We start from the raw sequence: 23,404 nt of genomic DNA, 5'->3' as shown, positions 1-23,404 counted from the left end.
CCGGCATATTTCGAATGTGATTTCGCGCGTGTCCGCGCGCGCGGGCGGCTTACCCTGCGGGTAGGCATGACTTCTTGATCGCCCCTTTAATCGGGCGCCTCAGCGGAGATTGTCTTGGCCGTTTCCAATCCAGTCGTGGACGACACACAAACCGACGCCGCTGCCGCTTCCTCCGGCAGTTCGTTTTATCTCGCCATGCGCATCCTGCCGGCTGCGCAGCGCGATGCGATGTACCAGATTTACGCGTTCTGCCGTGCCGTCGACGATATCGCCGACGGCGGCCAGCCGCGCGCCGAACGCGCTGCCGCGCTCGAGCGCTGGCGCGCCGACATCGACGCGTGCTATGCAGGCGCGCCGCGCGAATCGCTACGCGAACTGACGCGGCACATCCATACGTTCCATCTGCAGCGCGAAGACTTCCACGCGATGATCGACGGCATGGCGATGGACGCGGAGGCCGACATCTGCGCGCCCGACGAGGCGACGCTCGACCTCTATTGCGACCGCGTCGCCAGCGCCGCGGGGCGGCTATCGGTGAGAATATTCGGGATGGAAGAACAGCCCGGCCGCGATCTCGCCCATCATCTCGGCCGCGCCCTGCAGCTGACGAACATCCTGCGCGACATCGACGAAGATGCCGAATTGAACCGCTGCTATCTGCCGCGCGAACTGCTAGCCCGTGAGGGCATCGCGGCGACGAGCCCCGCCGCCATCGCCGACGATCCTTCCCTGCCGCGCGTGTGCGCGACGATCGCGGAACGCGCCGAGCGGCACTTCATCGCGTCGAATGCGATCATGGACAAGTGCCCGCGTGCGCATGTGCGCGCGCCGCGCATCATGTCGGGTGTCTATCATTGCCTGCTCGAGCGCACCGTCGAGCGCGGTTTCGACATCCCGCGCACCAAGGTCCGCAAGCCGCGCGCGCGGTTGCTGTGGATTCTCGCGCGGTACGCCTTCTTCTGATGCGCAAGCTGGTTCACGTGATCGGCGCAGGCCTCGCGGGCCTCGCCGCCGCAGTGCAATTGCAGCGCCGCGGTGCGCAGGTCGCGCTATATGAAGCAGCGGAGCAGGCAGGCGGACGCTGTCGCTCGTACTATGACCGTACGCTCGGTGCGACCGTCGACAGCGGCAATCACGTGGTGGTGTCGGGCAACCATGCCACCTTGAACTATGTGCGCGCGATCGGCGCCGGCGACGAACTGGTCGGGCCGACGCAGCCGGAGCTGAATTTCATCGATGTCGCGACGCGCATGCGCTGGACCGTGCGGCCGTCGCCGGGGCGCGTGCCGTTCTGGATGCTCGACCCGGCCGCGCGCGTGCCGCACACGCATGCAGGCGACTATCTGACGCTCGTGCCGCTGTTGTTCGCGAAGCCGGGCCGCACGCTCGCGCAGACAATGCGTTGCAACGGTGTGCTGTGGGACAGAATGCTGGGGCCGCTGTTCACGGTGATGATGAACGTCGATCCACGCGACGGAACGGCCGAACTCGCTGCCACCGCGGTGCGCGAAACCCTCGCGACCGGTGGCGACGCGTATCGGCCGCTCGTGGCGCGCCGCGGCCTCAGCAGCGCATTCGTCGATCCCGCGCTGCGCCTGCTCCAGCACGGCGGCGCGACGATCCGGCTCGGCGCGCGGCTCGACGCGATCGAATTCGCCGACGGCCGCGCGACGGCATTGCAAGTGGCAGGCGAGCGCATCGTGCTCGAAGACGGCGAAGCCGCGGTGCTCGCCGTGCCGCCGCCCGTCGCGCAGGCACTGGTGCCCGATATGCAGGCGCCGCAGCGCTTTTCGCCGATGGTGACAGCGCACTTCGCGATCGATCCGCCCGAAGGCCAGCCGCCCACGGCCGCGCTGATCAACGGCAATGCGCATTGGCTGGTGGCCGCCGACGGTCGTCTGTCGGCCACGGCTTACGGCGCCGAGCGACTTGCGGGCATGCCGCGCGACGCGCTCGCGCAAACGCTGTGGACCGACGTCGCGCAGGCAACCGGCCTGCCGGCGCAACCGATGCCGATATGGCAGATTTGCGTCGAACCGCACGCGACATTCGCGGCGGTGCCTGACGAGGAAATGCGCCGCCCTGCGGCGCGTACGCGCTGGAACAACCTGATGCTTGCGGGCGACTGGACGGCTACCGGTCTGCCCGCAACGATAGAAGGAGCGATCCGTTCGGGCCAGAAGGCCGCCGATCTGCTCCTGAACGAACCGATGGGACGCTGATGAACGATTTATCCGTCGCCCAGCAGTTGGGCGAAGCAAACCCCGCAACCGATCGCGCACAAGACGCGACGGCTGCCGCTGACGTGGGTGCCCAGGTTGCTGCAAAGGTTGCGGCGCAGCCCGGCGCAGACGCAACCGCGCAAGCTGCCGCAGCCGTGCCGGACGCCGCGCTCGACACGGCCGTCGAGCGCGCCACCGAGGCGATTCTTGCCGCGCAACGCGACGATGGCCACTGGGTCTACGAGCTCGAAGCCGACGCGACGATTCCGGCCGAATACGTTCTGCTCGTTCACTACCTCGGCGAAACGGCGAATCTCGAACTCGAACAGAAAATCGGCCGCTACTTGCGTCGCATCCAGTTGCCGGACGGCGGCTGGCCCCTTTTCACCGACGGCGCGATGGACGTCAGCGCAACCGTCAAGGCGTACTTCGCGCTGAAAATGATCGGCGACGCCGAAGATGCCGAGCATATGCGCCGGGCGCGCGAAGCGGTGCTCTCGCATGGCGGCGCCGAGGCGGTCAACGTATTCACGCGCGTGCTGCTCGCGCTGTTCGGCGTGATTTCGTGGCGCGCGGTGCCTGTGATGCCGGTCGAGATGATGCTGCTACCGCAGTGGTTCCCGTTCCATCTGTCGAAGGTGTCGTACTGGGCGCGCACGGTGATCGTGCCGCTGCTCGTGCTGGCCGCGAAGCGTGCCGTTGCGCGCAACCCGCGCGGCGTGCGTGTCGACGAGCTGTTCATCGGCGCACCGGTCAATACGGGAATGCTGCCGCGCGCGGCACACCAGAGCAAAGGCTGGTTCCGCTTCTTCCGCTCGATCGACGCGGTGCTGCGCGTCACCGGGGGCCTTTTTCCGAAGAAGACGCGCGAACGCGCGATCGCGGCGGCCCTCGCGTTCGTCGATGAGCGCCTGAACGGCGAAGACGGCCTCGGCGCGATTTTCCCGGCGATGGCGAACTCCGTCATGATGTACGACGTGCTTGGCTATCCGGCCGATCACCCTAATCGCGCGATTGCACGACGCTCGGTCGACAAGCTGCTCGCTATCCATGAAGACGAAGCGTATTGCCAGCCGTGCCTGTCCCCGGTGTGGGACACGTCGCTCGCTGCGCACGCGCTGCTGGAAACCGGCGATGCACGCGCCGCGGCGGCCGCCGCGCGCGGCCTCGACTGGCTTGTGCCGCTGCAGGTACTCGACGTGCGCGGCGACTGGATTTCGCGCCGGCCCAACGTGCGCCCCGGCGGCTGGGCGTTCCAGTACGCGAACGCGTATTACCCGGATGTCGACGACACCGCCGTGGTCGTGGCGGCCATGCATCGCGTCGCCGTCGACACGCAAACGCAGGCCTACGACGCTGCGATCGCGCGGGCGCGCGAGTGGGTGGTCGGCATGCAGAGCAGCGACGGCGGCTGGGGCGCGTTCGAGCCCGAGAACACGCACTACCACCTGAACAGCATCCCGTTTTCCGATCACGGCGCGCTGCTTGATCCGCCGACCGCGGACGTGTCGGGCCGCTGCCTGTCGATGCTCGCGCAAATGGGCGATTTGCCGGCGACGAGCGACGCCGCGCGCCGCGCTTACGACTATCTGCTCAAGGAGCAGGAAGCCGACGGCAGCTGGTATGGCCGCTGGGGCATGAACTATATCTACGGCACGTGGAGCGTGCTCGGTTCGCTGAACGCCGTCGGCATGCCGTTCGACCATCCGGCAATGAAGCGTGCGGCGCAATGGCTCGTCTCGATCCAGAACGCCGACGGCGGCTGGGGCGAGGACGGCACGAGCTACAAGCTCGAATATCGCGGTTACGAGCGCGCGACGAGTACCGCGTCGCAGACCGCGTGGGCGGTGCTCGCGCTGATCGCCGCGGGCGAGATCGGGCATCCGGCGGTGGCGCGCGGCATCGACTATCTCGTACGCGAACAGCGCGACCACGGGCTGTGGGATGAAACGCGCTTTACGGCGACGGGCTTTCCGCGCGTGTTCTATCTGCGCTACCACGGCTATCGCAAGTTCTTCCCGTTGTGGGCGCTTGCGCGCTATCGGCAAATGACGCGGGCTGGCGAAACGCGCGTCAAGGTCGGTTTGTGAGCGCGAAGGCGCCCGTCACAGCCGGTCGTGCCGCCGCACCTGCTGCTTCGTTGCCCGTTATCGCGGTCGCCGGGATGGCGTTCGAAGCGCGCATCGCGCGCGGCGACGGCGTCGACGCGGTATACGCGGCGCGTGCCGATCTGCTCGAGCGTGCATTGAACGCGGCTGTCGCGCGCGGTTGCGCCGGCATTATCAGCTTTGGTACGGCGGGCGGACTCGCGCCCGATCTCGAGCCCGGCGCGTTGATCGTCGCAGACGGTGTCGATGGACCGCTGGGGCCGGTTGCGACCGATAGCGCGTGGTCCGGGCGAATCGCCGCCGCGCTTACGGCAACGCCGCTCGCCGCGAAATTGCGTCGTGGCTGGCTGGCGGGCGTCGCCGCGCCGCTGACCGGCGCTGCCGACAAGGCGGCGCGTCATCGCGCCACCGGCGCCTTGGCCGTCGATATGGAATCGCATCTGGCGGGGGCGATTGCCCACGCGCACCGTTTGCCGTTCGCGGTGTGCCGCGCGGTGGTCGACCCGGCGTGGCGCACGTTGCCGCCCGCTGCGACCGCCGGCTTGCGCGACGACGGCAGTACCGCAATCGCGCCGATCCTGCGCGAACTGATCAGACAGCCGTCGCAGATTCGCCCTCTGATGCAACTTGCCGCCGATGCGCGCGCCGCGCGCGCGACCCTGGTCGATGCGCGTCGCGCGCTGGATCAGGCCGGCGCGCTGCGGTTTTCGCCGCGAGTCGCGTAACGCGCAGGCAGGCTGCGCCGTGCCCGCTTACTTTGGAGCAGCGTTGCTCGACGGCGCGCTCTCGCCGGGATCGCTGTAGTTCGGCACCGCGGGAGCGCCGCTCTTGTCGCCCGAGGCCCCCGTTCCTTGCGGCGAAGACGACGAATCGCCCGGATCGTTATAGTTCGGCACCGCCGGACCGCCATCGCTGCCGCCGCCCGGGGGCGCGTTGCCCGGGTCGGTGTACATCGGCACGCCCGCCGGTGCGGAACTCGAACCGGCTGCTCCCGACGCCGGCTCGGCCGGCGCAGCGCCGGCTTCCTCATCGCCGTAATCCGGCAGCGCCTGCTCCGGCGCACCCGTGCCGCGCAGCAACGCGCGCCGCTGCTGTGTGTACGCGTCGCGCACGAACGAATATTTGTCGAGTGCGGCCTGTTGCAGCAGATTCGTCGCGCCGAGCAGGTCGGAACGCACGCTCAGGAATTGCACGCCGTACAAGACCGTGCGCGGTTCCCAATCGAGGTAGTGAATCGGGTTGAAGCGGAAATCGACGGCGAAGCCGACGCTATCGCGGAATGAACTCGGCCCGAACAGCGGCAGCACCAGGTACGGGCCCGACGGCATGCCCCAGCGGCCGAGCGTGAGGCCGAAATCCTGCTTATGTTTCGGCAGACCGGCAGGCGTCGCGAAGTCGAGCAGGCCGCCGATGCCGAACACCGTGTTCATCGTGAAGCGCATCAATGTTTCGGCCGCTTCGGTGATATGCAGCTGCAGCATGCTGTTGGCGAAGTTGTCGAGGTCGCCGATATTCGAGAAGAAGTTACTGATGGCCTGACGCAGCGGCTGCGGCGTGACCTTCTGATAGCCCTTCGCAAGCGGCACGGCGACAGCGGTGTCAACCTTGTCGTTGACGTTGAAGATCACACGGTTCATCGGCTCCAGCGGGTCGCCGGGCGTACGGTTCGGGCCAGTCGCGCAGCCGCTCATCAGGCCAGTGGCAAGCATCGCCAGTGCGGCGGTTCGCATCTTCATGCATCAATCCTTTGTTTTTTTCTCGTCGTTACGCGGCGCACCCGCGGTTTGCCCATCAGTACCGGTTGAAATACCACAGCGCCGATCAACGTGCAGAAGAGCGACAGCGCGAGCAGTTTGCCCATGCTCGACGTGCCGGGATGGTGTGACAGCCAGAGGCTCCCGAACGCCGTTGCGGTGGTCGCCGCACTGAAGATTACCGCGTGCGTGAGACTCGACTGCAGCAGGCCGGTTTCGCCGCGGCGCCACGCCATCACGAAGTAGATCTTGAATGCGACGCCGACGCCGAGCATCAGCGGTAGCGCGATGATATTCGCAAAGTTCAATGGCATGCGGAACACCACGCAAAGCTCAAGCGTGACAACGGCCGACACGAGTAGCGGAATCAGGGTGCGCAGCACATCGCTGAAGCGCCGCAGGGCAATCCATAGCAATGTGGTGATCGCAACCAGTGCCCAGCAGGCTGCCTGCACGAACGACAGGATGATGACGTTCGCCGAGTGAAGGATCGAGATCGGGCCGCCGATGGTGGCAGGCTCGGCCGTTTTCACCGCCTTCGCGAACGCGCGCAGCATGACGTCGTCGCCGGGGTCGGTGCCGGGCGGCACCTTCGGCGAAATTTCGACGAGGGCCTGGCCGCTTTTCGAGACCCAGTCGCTCACGATGTCGCGCGGCAGCGTGGCTTCGGTGATCGGCGACGGCTGCAACAGGTTCGTCAGTTGTTTGAGCGCGATGCGCAGCGGCTCCGAAATCGCCGTTTCGGCCCGGTTGCGCGTGGCGGCGTTGGCGGCGGCGAGTTTCGTCAACGTTTCCGACAGATGCTTCGCCTCGGCAGCGCCCGGGCCCGGGTGGTCTTCGGCGGCGAGCGAAAGCTGGTTCGCAACGCGCTTTATCGCATCGACGCGCACGGCATCGGTGGCGGGCGGCGCGGGCGTTTGCGTGAGCGCCGGCAGCAGTTGCTGGGCGGCGGCCGAGATCAGCGCGAGCTTTTGGGGCTGATCGGGCGGAATGAAGGTGGACAGCGTCGTCGTGCGGCCGACCTCGGGCAGCTTCGACAGGCTGGCGGCAATCCGGTCCGCGCCGGCGAGATTCGGCGCGAGCGCCTGCACGTTGTTCACGCCGGCTTCCGGCGCGTCGTTCAGCGACAGCAGCGTTGCCATCGATTCGGTGTGCGGATCCTTCAGATGCAACGGATTGAAGTCGAACCGCAGATGCGCGAGCAGCGGCAAGGCGCCGATGATCACGGCGAGCGTGATGATGAGCACGGGCTTGCGGTTGCGGTCGAGAAAGTCGTCGACGGGCGCGAGCCGGGTGAAGCCGGGCGATCCCGCTTCGCCGGGCGGATTGAACACCTTCAGCAGTGCCGGCAGCAAGGTCATGTTCGTGAAATACGCGACGAACATGCCGACCCCTGCAATTTTTCCCAACTCCGATACGCCGCGATACGCGGTCGGCAAAAACGAAAAGAAGCTCTCGGCGACGGCCACGGCCGCGAGCGTCAGCGGCACGCCGATGCTATACGCGGTATTGACGAGCGCGGCCGCAAGCCGGTTGTCCCGATGGCGTTCTTCACGATACTTGACGCCGTACTGCACCCCGAAGTCGACGCCGAGCCCGACGAACAGCACCATGAAGGCCACCGAAATCATGTTCAGCGCGCCGACCATCATGAGACCGAGCGCGGCTGTGATCGCAAGGCCGACGAACAGCGTGATCAGCACCGCGACGATCATGCGGCCCGAACGCAAGGCGAGCCACAGAATGAACAGCACGACGAGCAATGTGCCGATGCCGTTGACCGCGGCACCGTCCTTGACCGACGCGAACTCTTCGTCGGCGAGCGGTTGTTTGCCGGTCAGGCGTACCTGCGCGCCGTATTTGCCTTCGAGGTTCAGCGACGTGGCGATCTTGCGGATCTGATTCGACGCATGCGCGCCCGCCTGCAGCGCGCCGTAGTTCACCACCGGCAACACGGTGATGAATGCGCGCGCGGGCTGTTTCGCTTCATCCTTGTCGACGAGCCCGCGCCATGACATGACCGCGAACTGGCCGGCGAGCACCTTATCGAGCGTGTTCGCGCTTTCCGATAGCAGGTGGCTCATGTCGCCGAGCTTGACCTGGCCGATCGTAAGCGGCAGCTGGAGGCTCGTGTTGAGCGTGTTCGCGAGACCCGTCAGGCCCGGGTCCTGCGCGAGCGAGTTGATGAGCGGCTTGGCCTTGACGAGTTGCGATGTGGTCGATTCGACGTCGCTCAACGACGGAAACAGCAAACCGTTGTGCTCGAAGAACGGTCCGCCGGCCGGCTCCGTGACGCGAACGAATTCATTCGGTTCTTTTTGCAGCGCGGCAGTCAGTTCGTCCGCGGCGGCGCCTGCAAACTCGGGCGCCGCCGCTTCGACCACGACGAGAATCGTATCGCCGCGTTCGGGGAAGGCCCGATCGATTGCATTGTCGAGCGCGGCCCACTTCTCGTCGTTTTCGACGAGCCGGCTCACGTCCGTGTTGATCTTGAAGTTATGGGCGACGTAGAAGCCGCTCGCGATGGCGAGCGCGAGCGACACGCCGATCACCTGCAACGGGCGGCGCACGGAAAAGACAGCAAGGCGGACGATCGATGACTTCAGCATGTAGGCGCAGAGCCCCTGTCATTAAATGGCATTTTCTTCAAGAGCGCACAAGTATACCGACGCAACCCGGCTGTAGGCGGATCGAAGGGCGGCAGGCCGTGTCAAAGGCATGTGACAAAGCCGTTATACTGGCCCTTCGTCCGTTGCCTCCATGAGCCGGCGCCCATTGTCCAACGTACCGAACCGTATATGAAACGTTACCTGACTGTTTTTCTGGCAGCCGCCTTCGTGTCCACCGCGGCTATTGCACAAACCGCGCCTGAGGCCGTCGTCAAGAGCGCGGTGCAAGGCACGGTCGAGGCAATGAAAGCCGATCCCCAGGCGCGTGGCGGCGACATGAGCAAGATTACCGGCGTGGTCGAATCGCACTTCGTGCCGGCTACGAACTTCCAGCGTACGACGCGTATCGCGGTTGGCAAGGCATGGTCCACCGCCACGCCCGACCAGCAGAAACAGCTATACGAGCAATTCCAGTTGTTGCTGGTGCGAACTTACGCATCCTCTTTGTCGCAATTGCGCGGTCAGGACGTGAAGTTCCAGTTTCAGCCGGCCAACATCCAGGCCGGCGGCAATGACGCTGTCGTCACTTCGCATGTGCTCAGCAACGGCGGCGACGATCAGATCGACTACCGGCTCGAAAAGACCTCCGGCGGCTGGAAGATCTACGACATCAACATGCTCGGCGCGTGGCTGATCCAGGTTTACCAGCGGCAGTTCCAGGAACAACTGACGAAGGGCGGCGTCGACGGTCTGATCAAATTTCTGACCGAGCACAACGCACGCAACGCTTCCTGAACTATGCACCCGGGCCGGGCGCTGCATCACGCGAATGCGCGTGTGCCGCGCCCGGCACGCATTTCGGCTCGGCGCACCGCTATTTTTTGCTGCGGTGCTCGACGGCGAATTTGATCAACTCCGCCTGGCCGTCGATGTCGAGCTTGCGTTTCAGGTTCAGCCGATGCGTTTCGACGGTACGCACCGACAGGCCGTTGCGCTGCGCAATCTGCTTGCTCGACAAACCCTCTGCCAATGCGTCCAGAATGTCCCGCTCACGAGGCGTGAGGCGGGCAAGCGGCGTAAGCGCGGCCGATGCCTCGATCATCCTCACGCCGAGCCCTGCGCTGAAGAATGTTTGTCCGTCGAGCACCGCACTGATCGCGCGAATGATCTCGGTGGCCGGCGAGTCCTTCAGCACGTAGCCGCTCGCACCGGCCCGCACGGCTTGCGTGACATATTCGACGTTATCGTGCATCGACAGCATCAGCACGCGAATGTCCGGAAAGCGTTCGTGAAAGACACCCGCGAGCGTGATGCCGTTCATCCCATTCATGCCGACGTCCATCAGCACGAGGTCCGGCTGATGCGCGGCCGCCAGTGCGATCGCTTCATCGGCGTTCCCGGCTTCCCCGACAACGGCGAAACCCGGCACCGCTTCGAGCCGCACACGCAGGCCGTCGCGCACGAGCGGGTGGTCGTCGACGAGAAGCAGGCGCGTGGCGGCCGGCGACGTGTCGTTCATGGTCGGTTCTCCTGCGCGATGCGCTTGCCGGTGGGCGATGCGTCATCGGCCGATGCGTATGCCGATGCCTTATTGTCGCGTGCGGGAACGGGCACCGTTGCCCGTACGACGCTGCGCCCCGGCTGAGACACGAGCGACAGCGCGCCGCCCAGCGCTTCGAGCCGCTCCCGCATGTTGCGCAAGCCCACGCCCGCATTCGGGTCGGCCTGTACGCGATCGATGTCGAAGCCGCGGCCGTTGTCTTCGATCGTCAGCGCGACCGTGTTCTCCGATATGTCGAGCGCGAGCGCCGCTTTCGATGCGTGTGCGTGCTGCACGATATTCGTCAGCGCCTCCTGCGCAATACGAAAGAGCGCGGTGTTCATGGCGTCCGGCAAGAGCATGCCGCGTGCCTGACCCGTTTGCGCGAATGCGATCGCGACGCCGGATTCGGCGCCCAGTTCGCGCGTCAATTGTTCGAGCGCGGCGGCGAGCCCAAGATCATCGAGCATGGACGGCCGCAGTGCGTGCGAAATACGCCGCACTTCGCGCAACGTGTCGCCGAGTCGCGCGAGACCCGTGGACAGCGCGGCCTCCGCAGCCGGCAACCGCGCGTCGCTATGCTCGAAGCGCGCGAGCGCCGATTCGAGCAGCAGCTTGACCGACACCATCATCTGGCTGATGCCGTCGTGCAATTCGCGCGACAGCCGGGCACGCTCGTTTTCCTGCGACGCGACGACCTGCTGCGCGAGGCGCCTGAGCTTCGCGTCGGCGCTGCGATACTCGCTTACGTTCAGTACCAGCGCGCATAGCGTAATGACAGCGAGCCCGGCGAGCGCGATGCCGCCGATCCACATCATCGTGCGCTCGATATTCGAGGATGCGCGCTGGTCGATGTGCGCGAGCGTCGTATCGACATCGTCGAGGTAGATGCCGGTGCCGACCATCCAGCCCCAGCGTTCGAGCGGCACGACGTAGCCGAGCTTCGGCGCGAGCTTGCCCGTGGACGGACGATGCCACACGTAGCGCACGTAGCCGCCGCCTCGCGACGCGGCGGCGATCAGTTGCTGGATGGTGAGCGACCCGGCCGGATCGCGTAGCGACCACAGATCGCGCCCGACCAGATCCGGTTCGCGCGGATGCATCAGCGAACGGCCATGCATGTCATAAACAAAAAAGTAGCCATCCTGACCAAAATCGAGTTTTTCCAAGGTGGCCAGCGCGCGGCTGCGTAACATCGCATCGTCGCGCGCGTTCTCGCCAGCCGCTTCGTAAAGCGGCGCGATTGCGCTCATCGCGAGGTCGACGTAGTGGCGCAGCTCGATTTCCTTGCTCGCGAGATACGCGGCCTGCGTGGTGGCGTGCTGGGTTCGCGCGAGCGCCGTGGCCTGATGGCGCACGCCGATTCCGATGCCGACGATCGCAAGCAGGAACGGCACGATCGCGAGCAGGAATATTTTCGCTTTAAGGTTCATCGCTGAAAAGTCCGCCGGATGGCATACGTAATGGTACGTAGCGAGCTTACGTAGTTGTACGCTTGTGACGCGAACGACGAAAGCGAATACTACACGGCCAGAGCTTGGCGAACATACGATGCCACATCGGCTTATTGTCGTCAGGCATTGAATTCGTATAACTAAACAGGAGACTCCATGAATCGGGCTTCCGGATTCCTGGTTTGGACTGCGGTTGCGCTATCCGGCGCATTCGCGTTCGGCACCATCGCACTCGCGCACGGCGAGCGCGTCAGCGCGTTGTGGATAGTAATCGCCGCAGTCTGCGTATATCTGATTGCGTACCGCTTCTATAGCCGCTTCGTCGCCAACAAGGTATTGCAGCTTGACGGCGAACGCGTCACGCCCGCGGTGCGGCACAACGACGGGCTGGACTACGTGCCGACCAATAAGTACGTGCTGTTCGGCCATCATTTCGCGGCGATCGCCGGCGCGGGTCCGCTCGTCGGCCCCGTGCTTGCCGCGCAAATGGGCTATATGCCGGGCATGCTGTGGATTCTCGCCGGCGTGGTGTTTGCCGGCGCGGTGCAGGATTTCATCGTGCTATTCATCTCGTCGCGCCGCGACGGCCGTTCGCTCGGCGATCTGGTGAAGATGGAACTCGGCACCGTGCCCGGCGTGATCGCGCTGTTCGGCGCGTTCCTGATCATGGTCATTATCCTTGCGGTGCTCGCGCTGATCGTCGTGAAGGCGTTGACGAATTCGCCGTGGGGCACGTTCACGGTAGCCGCAACCATTCCGATCGCGCTGTTCATGGGTGTCTATACGCGCTTTATCCGGCCCGGCCGGATCGGCGAAGTGTCGATCATCGGCTTTGTGCTGCTGATGGCGTCGATCGTATTCGGTCAGCAGGTACACGATTCTCCGGCGCTTGCTGCATGGTTCACGTTCAGCGGCACGCAACTCACGTGGATTCTGATCGGTTACGGCTTCGTCGCGTCGGTGCTGCCGGTCTGGCTGCTGCTGGCGCCGCGCGACTATCTGTCGACGTTCCTGAAAATCGGCACGATTGTCGGTCTCGCGATCGGCATTCTGATCGTCGCGCCCGAACTGAAGATGCCCGCGCTCACGAAGTTCGTCGACGGCACGGGCCCGGTCTGGTCCGGCAGCCTGTTTCCGTTCCTGTTCATTACGATCGCATGCGGCGCGGTGTCGGGCTTCCATTCACTGATCTCGTCGGGCACGACGCCGAAGCTGCTCGACAACGAACGCAACGCGCGATTCATCGGCTATGGCGCCATGCTGATGGAATCGTTCGTCGCGATCATGGCGCTCGTGGCTGCTTCGGTCATCGAACCGGGCATCTACTTCGCGATGAACGCGCCGGCGGCAGTGCTCGGCACGACGCCCGAAGCGGTCGCGCAGACGGTATCGCAATGGGGCTTCATGCTCACGCCGGAAATGCTCACTGAAACCGCGAAGGCGGTCGGCGAAACGACCATCGTCGCGCGTGCAGGCGGCGCCCCGACGCTCGCGGTCGGCATGGCGCACATTCTGCATCAGGTGATCGGCGGCGAGGCGATGATGGCCTTCTGGTATCACTTCGCCATTCTGTTCGAGGCGCTTTTCATTCTGACCGCAGTCGACGCGGGCACGCGTGCGGGCCGCTTCATGCTGCAGGATTTGCTCGGTACGTTCCATCCCGCGTTGAAGCGCACCGAATCGCTGCCTGCCAACCTGATCGCAACGGCCTTGTGTGTGGCAGCATGGGGCTACTTCCTGTATCAGGGCGTCGTCGATCCGCTCGGTGGCATCAACACGTTGTGGCCGCTCTTCGGCATTTCGAACCAGATGCTGGCCGGTATTGCACTTGTACTCGGCACTGTCGTGCTGTTCAAGATGAAGCGCGAGCGCTATGCGTGGGTCACGCTCGTGCCGACCGCCTGGCTGCTCGTTTGCACGCTGACTGCCGGTTGGCAGAAGGTTTTCGATGCGAATCCGAAGGTCGGTTTCCTCGCGCACGCAGCGAAGCTCAGAGCCGCAGCTGATGAAGGGAAGATCGTCGCGCCCGCGAAGTCGCTCGCGCAGATGCAACGCGTGATATTCAACGACTATATCGACGCAGCGCTCGCAGGTCTTTTCATTCTGGTCGTGGTGAGCATCACGGTATATGGCGCGCGTGCGGTGCTGCGTGCGCGGCGTGCACACTATCCCACCGCGCGGGAAACGCCGTTCGAAGCGATGCCCGCGGCGCCGCAAGCGGGCGGCGCGAACTGAACGGAGCGGCCACCATGTTCTCGAATCTTCGCAACGACGTGAGGTCCGCAGGCCGCTATCTGGGCGAGACGCTGCGCCTGATGGTGGGGCTGCCGGACTACGACACCTACGTTGCGCACATGCGCGCGACGCATCCCGACCGGCCCGTTATGACCTACGATGAGTTTTTCCGCGAGCGTCAAAGCGCGCGGTATGGAGGTGGTGCGGGAAAGTGCTGCTGAACCTGAGAGCTTGAGAGGCCGACGGCCCAAACAAAAAAGCGCAACGGCCTATACCGTTGCGCTTTATTCGTTGTGTCGGTCTTGAAATCGTCGGTCTTTAAAACTTCAAGACCGGGCGATCAATTCATCGCGGCAGCTGTCTCGACCTTCTTGCCCTTGCCCGTGCGCTTGATCTCTTCGAGCTTGATCTCCACGTGGCGCGAGAACACATATTCAGCCGGACGCTGCTTGTCGAGCGGAATATCCTTGGCGAATGCGCCCGTCGTCTTCGGGCCGTTCCTGCTGACCTTCAGCGCCTTCAGCGGATGCGTAACCGTATCCATCACGGCCGTCGCTTCGAATCCGCTGTGGACCATGCAGTCCGCGCACTTCTCGTAGTTGCCCGTGCCGTACTTGTCCCAGTCGGTGGTTTCCATCAGCTCCTTGAAGGTCTTCGCATAGCCTTCGCCGACCAGATAGCACGGACGTTGCCAGCCGAACACGGTGCGCGCCGGGTTGCCCCACGGCGTGCATTTATACGTTTGGTTGCCCGCGAGGAAATCGAGGAACATGGCCGACTGACTGAACGACCAGTTCTTGCCGTTGTTGCCGCGCTTGAAGATTTCGCGGAACAGATGCTTGGTTTTTTCGCGGTTGAGGAAGTGCTGTTGATCGGGCGCGCGCTCATACGCGTAACCGGGCGACACCGTAATGCCATCCACGCCGAGCGGCTTCAACGTATCGAAGAACGCGGCGACGCGGTCCGGCTTCGCATCGTTGAACAGCGTGCAATTGATGTTGACGCGGAAGCCACGGCGCTTCGCTTCGCGGATCGCGGCGACGGCCTTCTCGTAGACGCCTTCCTGCGACACCGAGTGGTCGTGCATGTCCTTGTCGCCATCGAGGTGCACGGACCAGACGAAATACGGATTCGGCTCGTAATCGTCCATCTTCTTTTCCATCAGCAGCGCGTTCGTGCAGAGATAGACGAACTTCTTGCGCGCCATGATGCCTTTCACGATCTGCGGCATTTCCCGGTGCAGCAGCGGCTCGCCGCCCGCAATCGAGACGACGGGCGCGCCGCACTCGTCGACGGCTTCGAGGCATTCGGCCAACGACAGCCGCTGGTTCAGGATCGGATCCGGATAATCGATCTTGCCGCAGCCATTGCAGGCAAGGTTGCAGCGGAAAAGCGGTTCGAGCATCAGTGCGAGCGGATAGCGCTTATTCCCCGACAGGTGCTGGCGCATGATGTAGGCGCCGACCCGAACTTTCTGTAGCAGCGGAATAGACAAGACGGTTCTCCTTAAACTTCGCGTGCAGCGAGTGGTTGCGTCAGCTTTGACGGCAACTTGAATTCAACTTTTTCTTCACGGCCCGCCATCGTCGAAACGTCGACGGGGCCCAATGCGCGCAGCGCATCGATGACGTTTTCCACCATTTCTTCCGGCGCCGATGCGCCAGCGGTGATGCCGACGGTTAGCGCGTTCGCGAACCATTCGGCCCTGACTTCCGAACCGTCTGCGACGAGGTAGCTCGGTACGCCGCTTTCGCTGCCGATTTCACGCAGCCGGTTCGAGTTCGAGCTATTCGTTGCGCCGACGACCAATAGCACGTCGACCTGTGTGCTCAATTCGCGGACTGCGGCCTGCCGGTTTTGCGTCGCATAGCAGATGTCGCGCGTGTCCGGGCCGACGATGTCCGGGAAGCGGTTCAACAGTGCGTCGATGATGCCACGGGTGTCGTCGACTGACAGCGTAGTCTGCGTGACGTACGCCAGAGGCGTATCGAGGGGCAGATTGAGCTTTGCGACCTCGGCTTCGCTTTGAACGAGCAGCACCTTACCCGGAATTTGCCCGATCGTGCCCTCGACTTCCGGGTGCCCCGCGTGGCCGATGAGGATCAGCGTGCGGCCGGCCGCGACGTACTGGCGGCCCTGAACGTGCACCTTCGTGACGAGCGGGCAGGTTGCATCGAGCACGTCGAGGCCGCGTTGCTCCGCATCGCGCTCGACGCTCTGCGCAACGCCATGCGCGCTGAAAATGGCAACCGCGCCCTCGGGCACTTCATCGAGCTCTTCGACGAAGCGAGCGCCCTTTCTGCGCAGGTTATCGACCACGTGCCTGTTGTGGACGATTTCATGGCGCACATACACGGGCGCGCCGTGTTGCTGCAACGCGCGATCGACGATTTCGATCGCGCGTACAACGCCCGCACAAAAGCCGCGGGGTTGAGCAAGGATGACTCGCATAAGCTGGCGAACTCCGACTGACGCGGGTTTGCGACGATGTCGGTAAAAATGACTCGTTCGCCGCGTCCATAATATTGTTGATGTCTTTAAACCGACAAAAAGCAGTTGTTTGAAGACCAAACGCGCATTCTAACGCTAACCGGGCCGGTTTGCCTTTGGGCCATTTCGGGCGAACCGCGTGAGATGGCAAAAATGACTCAATGCGCGGCCGGCACGTAACCTTTAAACTAGGGGCCCGCGGCGATTTTGCAGTGACTGCCGCTTGCTGAATGTGGAATCTAGAGGCTCGCGGTATGGAAGTCCACCATTACGATTACTATGCTGTTGCAAACGCGCCTCACCGGACGGCCGCGAGCGCACTGGCCGACGGCCGGCATGTGCGCGCCGCGCTCGGCGCCCGGTCATCGGTCAAACTGACAGTCGTCTTGCAGCGCTGCGACGGAGCCGCCGCATGAGCGCGGTGGTGCTGTTTTTTCTCAGCTGTCTTTCCCTTCTGATCTGGTGTGTGCTGCTGTTCGCGCGCGGCGGTTTCTGGCGCGCGCGCCCGGCGCCGCCGCTCGCCACCGACGGCCGCGACGCGTGGCCATCGGTCGTCGCCGTCATACCGGCACGCAATGAAGCCGACGCGATCGGCGAGGCGGTCGCGTCGCTGCTCGAGCAGGACTACGCGGGTGCGTTCCACGTCGTCGTGGTCGACGATCACAGCACCGACGGCACCGCGGACGCCGCGCGCGCCGCAGCCTTGCAGCGGCAATGCCCCGACCGTCTGACGGTGGTGCTCGCGAAACCGCTGCCCGCGGGCTGGTCGGGCAAGGTGTGGGCGCAATCGCAGGGCATCGAAACCGTCAGGTCGCTGGGTCTGGCGCCCGAGTACCTGCTGCTTACCGATGCGGATATCGGCCATCCGGCCGATGCCGTCACGCAGCTCGTCGCGCGTGCCGACACGGAAAAGCGCGACCTCGTGTCGCTGATGGTCCGCTTGCGCTGCGATTCGTTCTATGAAAAGGCCCTGATACCCGCATTCGTGTTCTTCTTTGCGAAGCTGTACCCGTTCGCATGGGTCGGCAATCCGCGCAATCGCACGGCGGGCGCGGCCGGCGGCTGCATGCTCGTGCGCCGCAGCGCGCTCGAGGAAGCGGGCGGCATCGAATCGATCCGCAGTACCCTGATCGACGATTGCACGCTCGCCGCGCTGATCAAGCATCGCGGCGAAGGCCGCCATTCGATCCGGCTCGATCTTGCCGCGCGCAGCGTTTCGTTGCGCCCCTATAACAACTGGCAAGAGATCTGGAACATGATCGCGCGCACGGCCTTCACGCAGCTGCGCTATTCCGCGTGGCTGCTCGTCGGTACGGTGTTTGGCATGGTGGTCATCTATCTGGTGCCGCCGGTTGTCGCGCTGACGCTCGGACCGCTGGGCTGGCCCGCATGGATCGCATGGGCAGCGATGTGCTGCGCCTACGCGCCGATGCTGCGCTTTTACGGACGCTCGCCGCTGTGGGCGCCGTTCCTGCCGCTCGTCGCTCTTTTTTATGTGAGTGCGACGATCGGGTCCGCGGTGCGGTATTGGCGCGGCAAGGGCGGGCAATGGAAGGCCCGCGTCCAGGCACCGGTGCAGGAACGGTAAACACGGGACACACACGATGATTGCATCGACCAGGTTACTTCGCCCGCTTTTCACGCTCGCGCTGCTGCCTGGTCTGATGCAAGTCGCATTCGCTCGCTCTGGCAGCGACAGTGGCGACGTAGCCGGTACCGACCTACCGGTTCAAGCTCAGGTTCAGACCCAGGCCGAAGCCCGGGCGATCCGCAGCGACGCATCAGCGGCGGGTAGCCGCGAAGCTCGCCCGGCCGGCGACCGCGTCTCCGACTACCTCGCGCAAAAATTCGGTGTCGCGAAAGAAAAGGCGGTGCAGATATCGAATGCGGTCCGGGTCGCATCGGAGAAGTACGCCCTCCCGCCTGCGCTGCTGCTCGCGATCATCTCGATCGAATCGCGTTTCAAAGAAAAAGCGAAGGGCCGCAACGGCGCGACCGGCCTGATGCAGGTCGTGCCGAGCGCGCATCGACCGCTGCTGAAGAACGTGAAGGATTTGACGGAACCGGACACCAATATCGAGGTCGGTTCGGCGATTCTCTATGGCTATATGAAGTCCGCCGGTGGCGATCTGGACGCGGCGCTGAAGAGCTACGGCGGATCGAAGGCTTATGCGGAGATGGTCGGTGTTCGCGCGAAGACCTTCGCGCTGGTGTTCGAACCGCCGGCGCAGTCGGGCGCGGCGGAAGTGTGGCAAGCGATGCGAGCAGGCGAATGCGACGCACGCTGGACTGAGTTCTGCGTTCGCCCGGTGGTATGGCCGGGCACAACCGCGGATCTTACGGAAGACGCCGATCCCGCGTCGCCGCAGCCGATGCGTCTGCCGGGCGTGCTACTGCCGCTGTTGCGCTGACTGACCGCGCGGTAAAGCGGCGAACGCGCGCTGTGACGCCGTGTGGCCCCGAAGCTCACGCTTGCGTGAGCATCATGTACAACTGGATGACCGTGTCCGGCGAAAAAGTGAACGGCACCCAACCATGGCCTGTATGCCGCATGACAAGCAAGCGGTCGCCATTCGACTGCTTCTGAACCGCCATCACCGGATTCTTCGTCGAGACGAAACGCCAGCCCGGCGGCAGATTCGCCGGCGCTTCGGGCTGCATCGACGCGCGCGCGTTCGACAATTCCTCGATCAGCTGGCCTACCTGCAGTGGATGCAGCCGCACGGAGCGATCGCCGATCGTCATCACGATTTCGTTCTGATTCGGACGGTCGATATGCAGTGTGGGCTTGTTGTCCGATGCGGGTGATTCGGCCTGTACGGCGTCTTGCGCGGCAGCTCCGGCTGGCTCGGCGGGCGAAGCCGCAGTAGCCGAAGCCGCGACGGCTGATGCAGCAGCGGCCTCAATGAGATCATCGACGCTCGCTTCGAGCGCGCCGATCTGTTCCTGAAGGTTCATACGACGGTTCTCTGAGAAGACCCGCGATTTTACCTTTCAGAACGCGCTTTTACGCGTGGCTGTGGCGGTCGACGTTGTAACAAAATGCAGCATGTCCGCGCGTCACTTCGTCAGATACCCCGCGTTGCGAAACCAGTCGAGCGCATCTTTCAACCCTTCGCGATATGGGCGCGCGCGATAGCCGAGCTCGCGCTCCGCTTTCGCCGATGTGAAGTACATCTTGTTCTTCGACATCTTCAGCGCGTCGACCGTCACGAACGGCTCGCGCTTCGTGATCTTGGCGACGGCTTCGGCGCCCATCGCAAGCGGATAAAGCGGCCAGCGCGGCAGGGCGAGGGTCGGCGGCTTGCGGTTGGTCAGGGACGCGATATCGGCGAGCATGGTCTGCAGCGGCAGGTTCTCGCCGCCGAGAATGTAGCGTTCGCCGATCTGGCCGCGCTCGAGCGCGAGAAAATGACCGGCTGCGACGTCGTCGACATGCACGAGGTTCAGGCCCGTATCGACGAAGGCCGGCATCTTGCCGAGCGCCGCTTCGACGATCACGCGGCCAGTCGGCGTCGGCTTCACGTCGCGCGGGCCGATCGGCGTCGAAGGATTGACGATCACGGCGGGCAAGCCGTCGTTGGCGACCATGCGCTCGACCGCGCGCTCCGCGAGCACCTTGCTGCGCTTGTAGACGCCGATCGCCTGTTGCGGCGTCATGCCCGCGGTTTCGTCGACCGACTGGCCAGAATCGGTCACCTTCAGCGTCGCCACGCTGCTCGTATAGACGATGCGCTCGACGCCTTCTTTCAGCGCCGCGCGCATCGTGGCCTCGGTGCCTTCGAGGTTCGCGCGTTCGATTTCGCTCGGGTCGGGCGCCCAGAGCCGATAGTCGGCTGCGACATGCAGCAGATAGCGCACGCCGCGCAGCGCTGCGCGCATCGACGCTTCGTCGCGCATATCGCCGACGGCCACCTGCGCGTCGAGCTCCTCGATATTGCGGCGCGGACTCGTCGCCCGCACGAGCACGCGCACCGCAAAGCCCTTCTGTTGCGCAATGCGCGCCACCGCCGAGCCGACAAAGCCCGACGCGCCCGTCACGAGCACGAGATCGCGATTCTGATCACTCATTCCTGTGTGGTTTCCCTTGGCCAAGTGGTCGGATTGTACGTGGGCGCGAAAGCCATGTGGCGCTTTGGAACTTCGCCGCGATCGTGACGGGTTCGCGGCGCGCTCGTGTCGCGCTCGTGTCGCGCTTATCCCGGCGCTCGTGTCTCATTCGTGCGTGCTGCCTGTGCGCTTTCATTGCAGCCCGGAACTGGGCATTTCCGTTGCGACGCGACTAGAATGCCGGCTTGAAGGACTGGCTTGAGAGACTATCAGGAGATGAGAGCATGACCGGCACGGATCTCGATTCGCGGATCGAAACGTACTACGTGCGCGTCAAGGGTGTAGTACAGGGCGTCGGCTTTCGCCTTGCGACCGTGCGCGAGGCCCACGCGCTCGGTATCAGAGGCTGGGTCGCGAATCTTGACGACGGCTCTGTTGAAGCCATGCTGCAAGGGCCCGCGAACCAGGTGGACCGGATGCTCACGTGGCTGCGGCACGGACCGCCCGCAGCGCGCGTGACTGAAGTGACCGGCGAAGAGCGCCTGACCGATAAGCGCTACGAGCGTTTCGAGCAACACTGAAACAGCATGGTGGTCGCGGTGGCGCACGCGCGCCGGCGAGCGATGCCGCGTCATCGCATGCGCTCGCCGCCATGTCCGCTCCGCGCCACACGCCTTATCGCGCAACCAGCAGGCTTTCCGCAAATCCCCAGTCGCGTTCGACCCATTGCTGCTCGCATGCGAAGCCCGCATCGTTAGCGATCGCGCCGATCTCGGTTGCGTGGTACTTGTGGCTGCTTTCGGTCCAGATCGTTTCGCCGGCTTCGAGCGTCACATTGAGTTGCGCTGCGCGAATCTGCGCGGTGACGCGATGCTTTGCACGCAGATGCATTTCGACGCTGCGCGCGTCCGGGTTGAAACGCGCGACATGCTCGAATGCATCGAGGTCGAACGTGCCGCCCAATTCGCGATTGATGCGCGCAAGCAGATTCAGATTGAACGCCGCGGTCACGCCGATCGGATCGTCATAGGCTGCGATCAGCGTGGCTATCGGCTTTTCGAGGTCGGTTCCGAGCAGCAGCGCGTCGCCGGGCATCAGCATGCCGCGGATGTCGCGCAGAAACCGCGTGGCCGCGAGCCGGCCGAAGTTGCCGATCGTACTGCCGAGAAACAGCACGAGCAGCGGTTCGTCGCGCGCGCGCCGCTTGCTGACTTCCGCGAGACCGGCCAGGTAATCGCGCTCGTAGCCGACGATCGACAGGCGCTCGAGATCGCCGAGTTCGCGGCGACATAATTGCAAAGCGGTGCATGAAATTTCAATCGGCGAATAGGTGGTCGACGTCGTCGGCCGTTTCTTGCACAAAGCTTCCAGAATGCGCCGGGTCTTGCGGCCGCTGCCGCTGCCGAGTTCGGCGACGATCGCATTGTGCGGCACATGCGCGACGATATCGGGCGCATGCCGGGCGAGCAGGCGCTCCTCGGCGCGCGTGACGCCGTATTCGGGCAGTGCCGTGATGACTTCGAAGAGCGCGGAGCCCACTTCGTCGTACAGATACATCGACGGCAACTCCTTCTGCGGCGCATGAGTCAGGCCGGCTCGCACGGCAGAGGCGAATTCGGGGGAGACGTCGTGCGATAGGGCAGGCTGGGACATGTTCGCTCCATGTTGTAGGTTTCCGGCGGCGCTGGCGATGCTGCCGGTGGTTTCGCGTTGCGTGTACGGTCGGTTCGACGAACTTCGCACACGAAGGACGGGCACACTCGCTGGACTGAACGCGCAATTAAAAGGACATTGCGTTCGTCATCCGCGGCATTTAAGACGCGCTTTCAAGCAAGAATCGCGCTTACCGGTTACGGCGATGTGACCCGAAGGGAAACAGACGATGAACGGACGAGAAAGGCATGAGGCTACGTTGTACTCCAATGTGAGCAATCGTGCACGTACCCATTCGTATGGCGGATGCCTCCCGTTGGATACGCGAGGCGTCTAGAATGCGGGCTTTAACCTGGCAATGCGAGATCCTCACGCAATGAGCGCATATCAATCCGGACGCGGTATCGCGCTTTCGGCCAGCGCATCCGCGCTCTTCGCCTTGATGTCGGTCTACGTGAAGCTGCTCGCGCCGTTGAGCGGCCTCGATATCTTCGCGTGGCGTGTGTTGTGGACCGCGCCTGGCGCGCTGACGCTCGTCGCACTGCGTTCTCGCCTGCCGCAGATGCGCGTGCTCGTCAGGCGCGCGATGACCGAGCGCTGGACCGCGCTCGCGCTGGGCATCAGCGCCGCGCTGCTCGGCATTCAGCTATGGATATTTTTATGGGCGCCGTTGCATGGACGCCTGCTCGAAGTTTCACTCGGCTATTTTCTGTTGCCGCTGACCATGGTGCTGACCGGGCGCTTCTACTATCGCGAACGGCTCGATCCGCTGCAATGGGCGGCGGTCGCATGTGCGGCGGCCGGCGTTGCACATGAGCTGTGGGCGACCGGCGCATTTGCATGGCCGACGGTACTCGTCGCGCTTGGCTATCCGCCTTATTTCGTACTCCGCCGCAAAATCAATGCAGACTCGCTGACCGCCTTTGCCGTTGAAATGGCACTGCTCGTCCCGGTGGCGGGTGTGATGGTCGCGACGGGCGGCTCGCTGCACCTGCTGTCCGGCCGCATCGACATGTGGGTGCTCTGGCTGCCGGGCCTCGGCGTGTTGAGCACCGTCGCGCTTGCTTCGTATCTGAAGGCAAGCCGCCTGTTGCCGATGGCGCTATTCGGCATCCTCGGTTACGTCGAGCCGGTGCTGCTCGTGCTCGTATCGGTCACGCTGCTTGGCGAGCATCTGTCGTCCACGCAGCTCGCGACGTATGTACCGATCTGGTTTGCGGTCGCATTGACTGCGTGGCATAGCGCGCGTTTGATCCGGTCGCAGGCGCGCTAGCGCGTGCGCGGTCGTG

20 protein-coding genes are annotated in these 23,404 nt (G+C 64.2%); 11 read left to right on the top strand and 9 right to left on the bottom strand.

Annotated elements, in window-relative coordinates:
* Positions 1-114: 114 nt before the first annotated feature.
* The 4 genes from hpnD to QYH69_RS20660 are packed head-to-tail and all read left to right on the top strand — an operon-like array spanning position 115 to position 5,055.
* Entirely contained in the window at positions 115-963 is an 849-nt protein-coding gene (gene hpnD, locus QYH69_RS20675) for a presqualene diphosphate synthase HpnD (RefSeq protein WP_308833667.1), read from the top strand.
* Positions 963-2,222: a hydroxysqualene dehydroxylase HpnE gene (hpnE, locus tag QYH69_RS20670; RefSeq protein WP_308833666.1), complete on the top strand. Its 1,260-nt coding sequence runs from the start codon at positions 963-965 to the stop codon at positions 2,220-2,222. The genes hpnD and hpnE overlap by 1 nt, the downstream gene beginning before the upstream one ends.
* On the top strand, positions 2,222-4,312 hold the full coding sequence (gene shc / locus QYH69_RS20665; RefSeq protein ID WP_308833665.1) for a squalene--hopene cyclase: 2,091 nt from the start codon (positions 2,222-2,224) through the stop codon (positions 4,310-4,312). Before hpnE ends, shc begins: the two co-directional genes overlap by 1 nt.
* The gene (locus QYH69_RS20660; RefSeq protein WP_374992461.1) at positions 4,309-5,055 is read left to right on the top strand and encodes a phosphorylase; all 747 of its coding nucleotides are present in this window, start codon (positions 4,309-4,311) and stop codon (positions 5,053-5,055) included. Before shc ends, QYH69_RS20660 begins: the two co-directional genes overlap by 4 nt.
* 27 nt (positions 5,056-5,082) lie before the next feature.
* On the opposite strand, the gene QYH69_RS20655 is transcribed toward QYH69_RS20660, so the two are convergent.
* Both QYH69_RS20655 and QYH69_RS20650 read right to left on the bottom strand, forming a co-directional pair.
* A complete protein-coding gene (locus QYH69_RS20655; protein ID WP_308833664.1) occupies positions 5,083-6,066 on the bottom strand; it encodes a VacJ family lipoprotein in 984 nt (327 codons plus the stop codon).
* The gene (locus tag QYH69_RS20650; protein ID WP_308833663.1) at positions 6,063-8,693 is read right to left on the bottom strand and encodes an MMPL family transporter; all 2,631 of its coding nucleotides are present in this window, start codon (positions 8,691-8,693) and stop codon (positions 6,063-6,065) included. Before QYH69_RS20650 ends, QYH69_RS20655 begins: the two co-directional genes overlap by 4 nt.
* Before the next feature lie 189 nt (positions 8,694-8,882).
* Here QYH69_RS20650 and QYH69_RS20645 point away from each other — a divergent pair, with 189 nt between their 5' ends.
* The gene (locus QYH69_RS20645; RefSeq protein WP_308833662.1) at positions 8,883-9,488 is read left to right on the top strand and encodes an ABC transporter substrate-binding protein; all 606 of its coding nucleotides are present in this window, start codon (positions 8,883-8,885) and stop codon (positions 9,486-9,488) included.
* Positions 9,489-9,567: 79 nt separating this feature from the next.
* Here QYH69_RS20645 and QYH69_RS20640 read toward each other — a convergent pair whose 3' ends face one another.
* Entirely contained in the window at positions 9,568-10,212 is a 645-nt protein-coding gene (locus QYH69_RS20640; RefSeq protein ID WP_308833661.1) for a response regulator transcription factor, read from the bottom strand.
* Positions 10,209-11,666: a cache domain-containing protein gene (locus QYH69_RS20635; RefSeq protein WP_308833660.1), complete on the bottom strand. Its 1,458-nt coding sequence runs from the start codon at positions 11,664-11,666 to the stop codon at positions 10,209-10,211. The genes QYH69_RS20640 and QYH69_RS20635 overlap by 4 nt, the downstream gene beginning before the upstream one ends.
* Positions 11,667-11,843: 177 nt before the next feature.
* Between QYH69_RS20635 and QYH69_RS20630 the strand changes: the two genes are divergently transcribed.
* A complete protein-coding gene (locus tag QYH69_RS20630; protein ID WP_308833659.1) occupies positions 11,844-13,922 on the top strand; it encodes a carbon starvation CstA family protein in 2,079 nt (692 codons plus the stop codon).
* A gap of 14 nt (positions 13,923-13,936) precedes the next feature.
* Positions 13,937-14,143, top strand: a complete 207-nt coding sequence (locus QYH69_RS20625; protein WP_308833658.1) for a YbdD/YjiX family protein — start codon at positions 13,937-13,939, stop codon at positions 14,141-14,143.
* A gap of 119 nt (positions 14,144-14,262) precedes the next feature.
* On the opposite strand, the gene hpnH is transcribed toward QYH69_RS20625, so the two are convergent.
* Complete coding sequence (gene hpnH, locus QYH69_RS20620; RefSeq protein WP_308833657.1) at positions 14,263-15,417, bottom strand: adenosyl-hopene transferase HpnH; 1,155 nt, start codon at positions 15,415-15,417, stop codon at positions 14,263-14,265.
* A gap of 11 nt (positions 15,418-15,428) precedes the next feature.
* Entirely contained in the window at positions 15,429-16,373 is a 945-nt protein-coding gene (ispH, locus tag QYH69_RS20615; protein ID WP_308833656.1) for a 4-hydroxy-3-methylbut-2-enyl diphosphate reductase, read from the bottom strand.
* Positions 16,374-16,824: 451 nt separating this feature from the next.
* On the opposite strand from ispH, the gene QYH69_RS20610 reads away from it, so the two are divergent.
* Positions 16,825-18,000, top strand: a complete 1,176-nt coding sequence (locus QYH69_RS20610) for a glycosyltransferase (RefSeq protein WP_308833655.1) — start codon at positions 16,825-16,827, stop codon at positions 17,998-18,000.
* Between the two features lie 16 nt (positions 18,001-18,016).
* Positions 18,017-18,823, top strand: coding sequence for a transglycosylase SLT domain-containing protein (locus tag QYH69_RS20605; RefSeq protein ID WP_308833654.1), 807 nt, complete (start codon positions 18,017-18,019; stop codon positions 18,821-18,823).
* A gap of 55 nt (positions 18,824-18,878) precedes the next feature.
* Here the strand turns inward: QYH69_RS20605 and QYH69_RS20600 are convergent, their stop codons facing one another.
* Both QYH69_RS20600 and hpnA read right to left on the bottom strand, forming a co-directional pair.
* Positions 18,879-19,370, bottom strand: coding sequence for a hypothetical protein (locus QYH69_RS20600; protein ID WP_308833653.1), 492 nt, complete (start codon positions 19,368-19,370; stop codon positions 18,879-18,881).
* Between the two features lie 102 nt (positions 19,371-19,472).
* Positions 19,473-20,483, bottom strand: coding sequence for a hopanoid-associated sugar epimerase (gene hpnA / locus QYH69_RS20595; protein WP_308833652.1), 1,011 nt, complete (start codon positions 20,481-20,483; stop codon positions 19,473-19,475).
* Positions 20,484-20,746: 263 nt separating this feature from the next.
* Between hpnA and QYH69_RS20590 the strand changes: the two genes are divergently transcribed.
* The gene (locus QYH69_RS20590; protein ID WP_308833651.1) at positions 20,747-21,043 is read left to right on the top strand and encodes an acylphosphatase; all 297 of its coding nucleotides are present in this window, start codon (positions 20,747-20,749) and stop codon (positions 21,041-21,043) included.
* Positions 21,044-21,137: 94 nt separating this feature from the next.
* On the opposite strand, the gene egtD is transcribed toward QYH69_RS20590, so the two are convergent.
* Positions 21,138-22,115, bottom strand: a complete 978-nt coding sequence (egtD, locus tag QYH69_RS20585; RefSeq protein ID WP_308833650.1) for an L-histidine N(alpha)-methyltransferase — start codon at positions 22,113-22,115, stop codon at positions 21,138-21,140.
* Between the two features lie 376 nt (positions 22,116-22,491).
* Here egtD and rarD point away from each other — a divergent pair, with 376 nt between their 5' ends.
* The gene (rarD, locus tag QYH69_RS20580) at positions 22,492-23,388 is read left to right on the top strand and encodes an EamA family transporter RarD (RefSeq protein ID WP_308833649.1); all 897 of its coding nucleotides are present in this window, start codon (positions 22,492-22,494) and stop codon (positions 23,386-23,388) included.
* The last annotated feature ends 16 nt before the right edge of the window (positions 23,389-23,404 follow it).

This window comes from Paraburkholderia sp. SARCC-3016 (assembly GCF_031119615.1).
In the GTDB taxonomy this organism is placed as follows: domain Bacteria; phylum Pseudomonadota; class Gammaproteobacteria; order Burkholderiales; family Burkholderiaceae; genus Paraburkholderia.
Note: the sequence above shows the minus strand (reverse complement) of the source record. Positions and strands in the feature narration are given on the sequence as shown.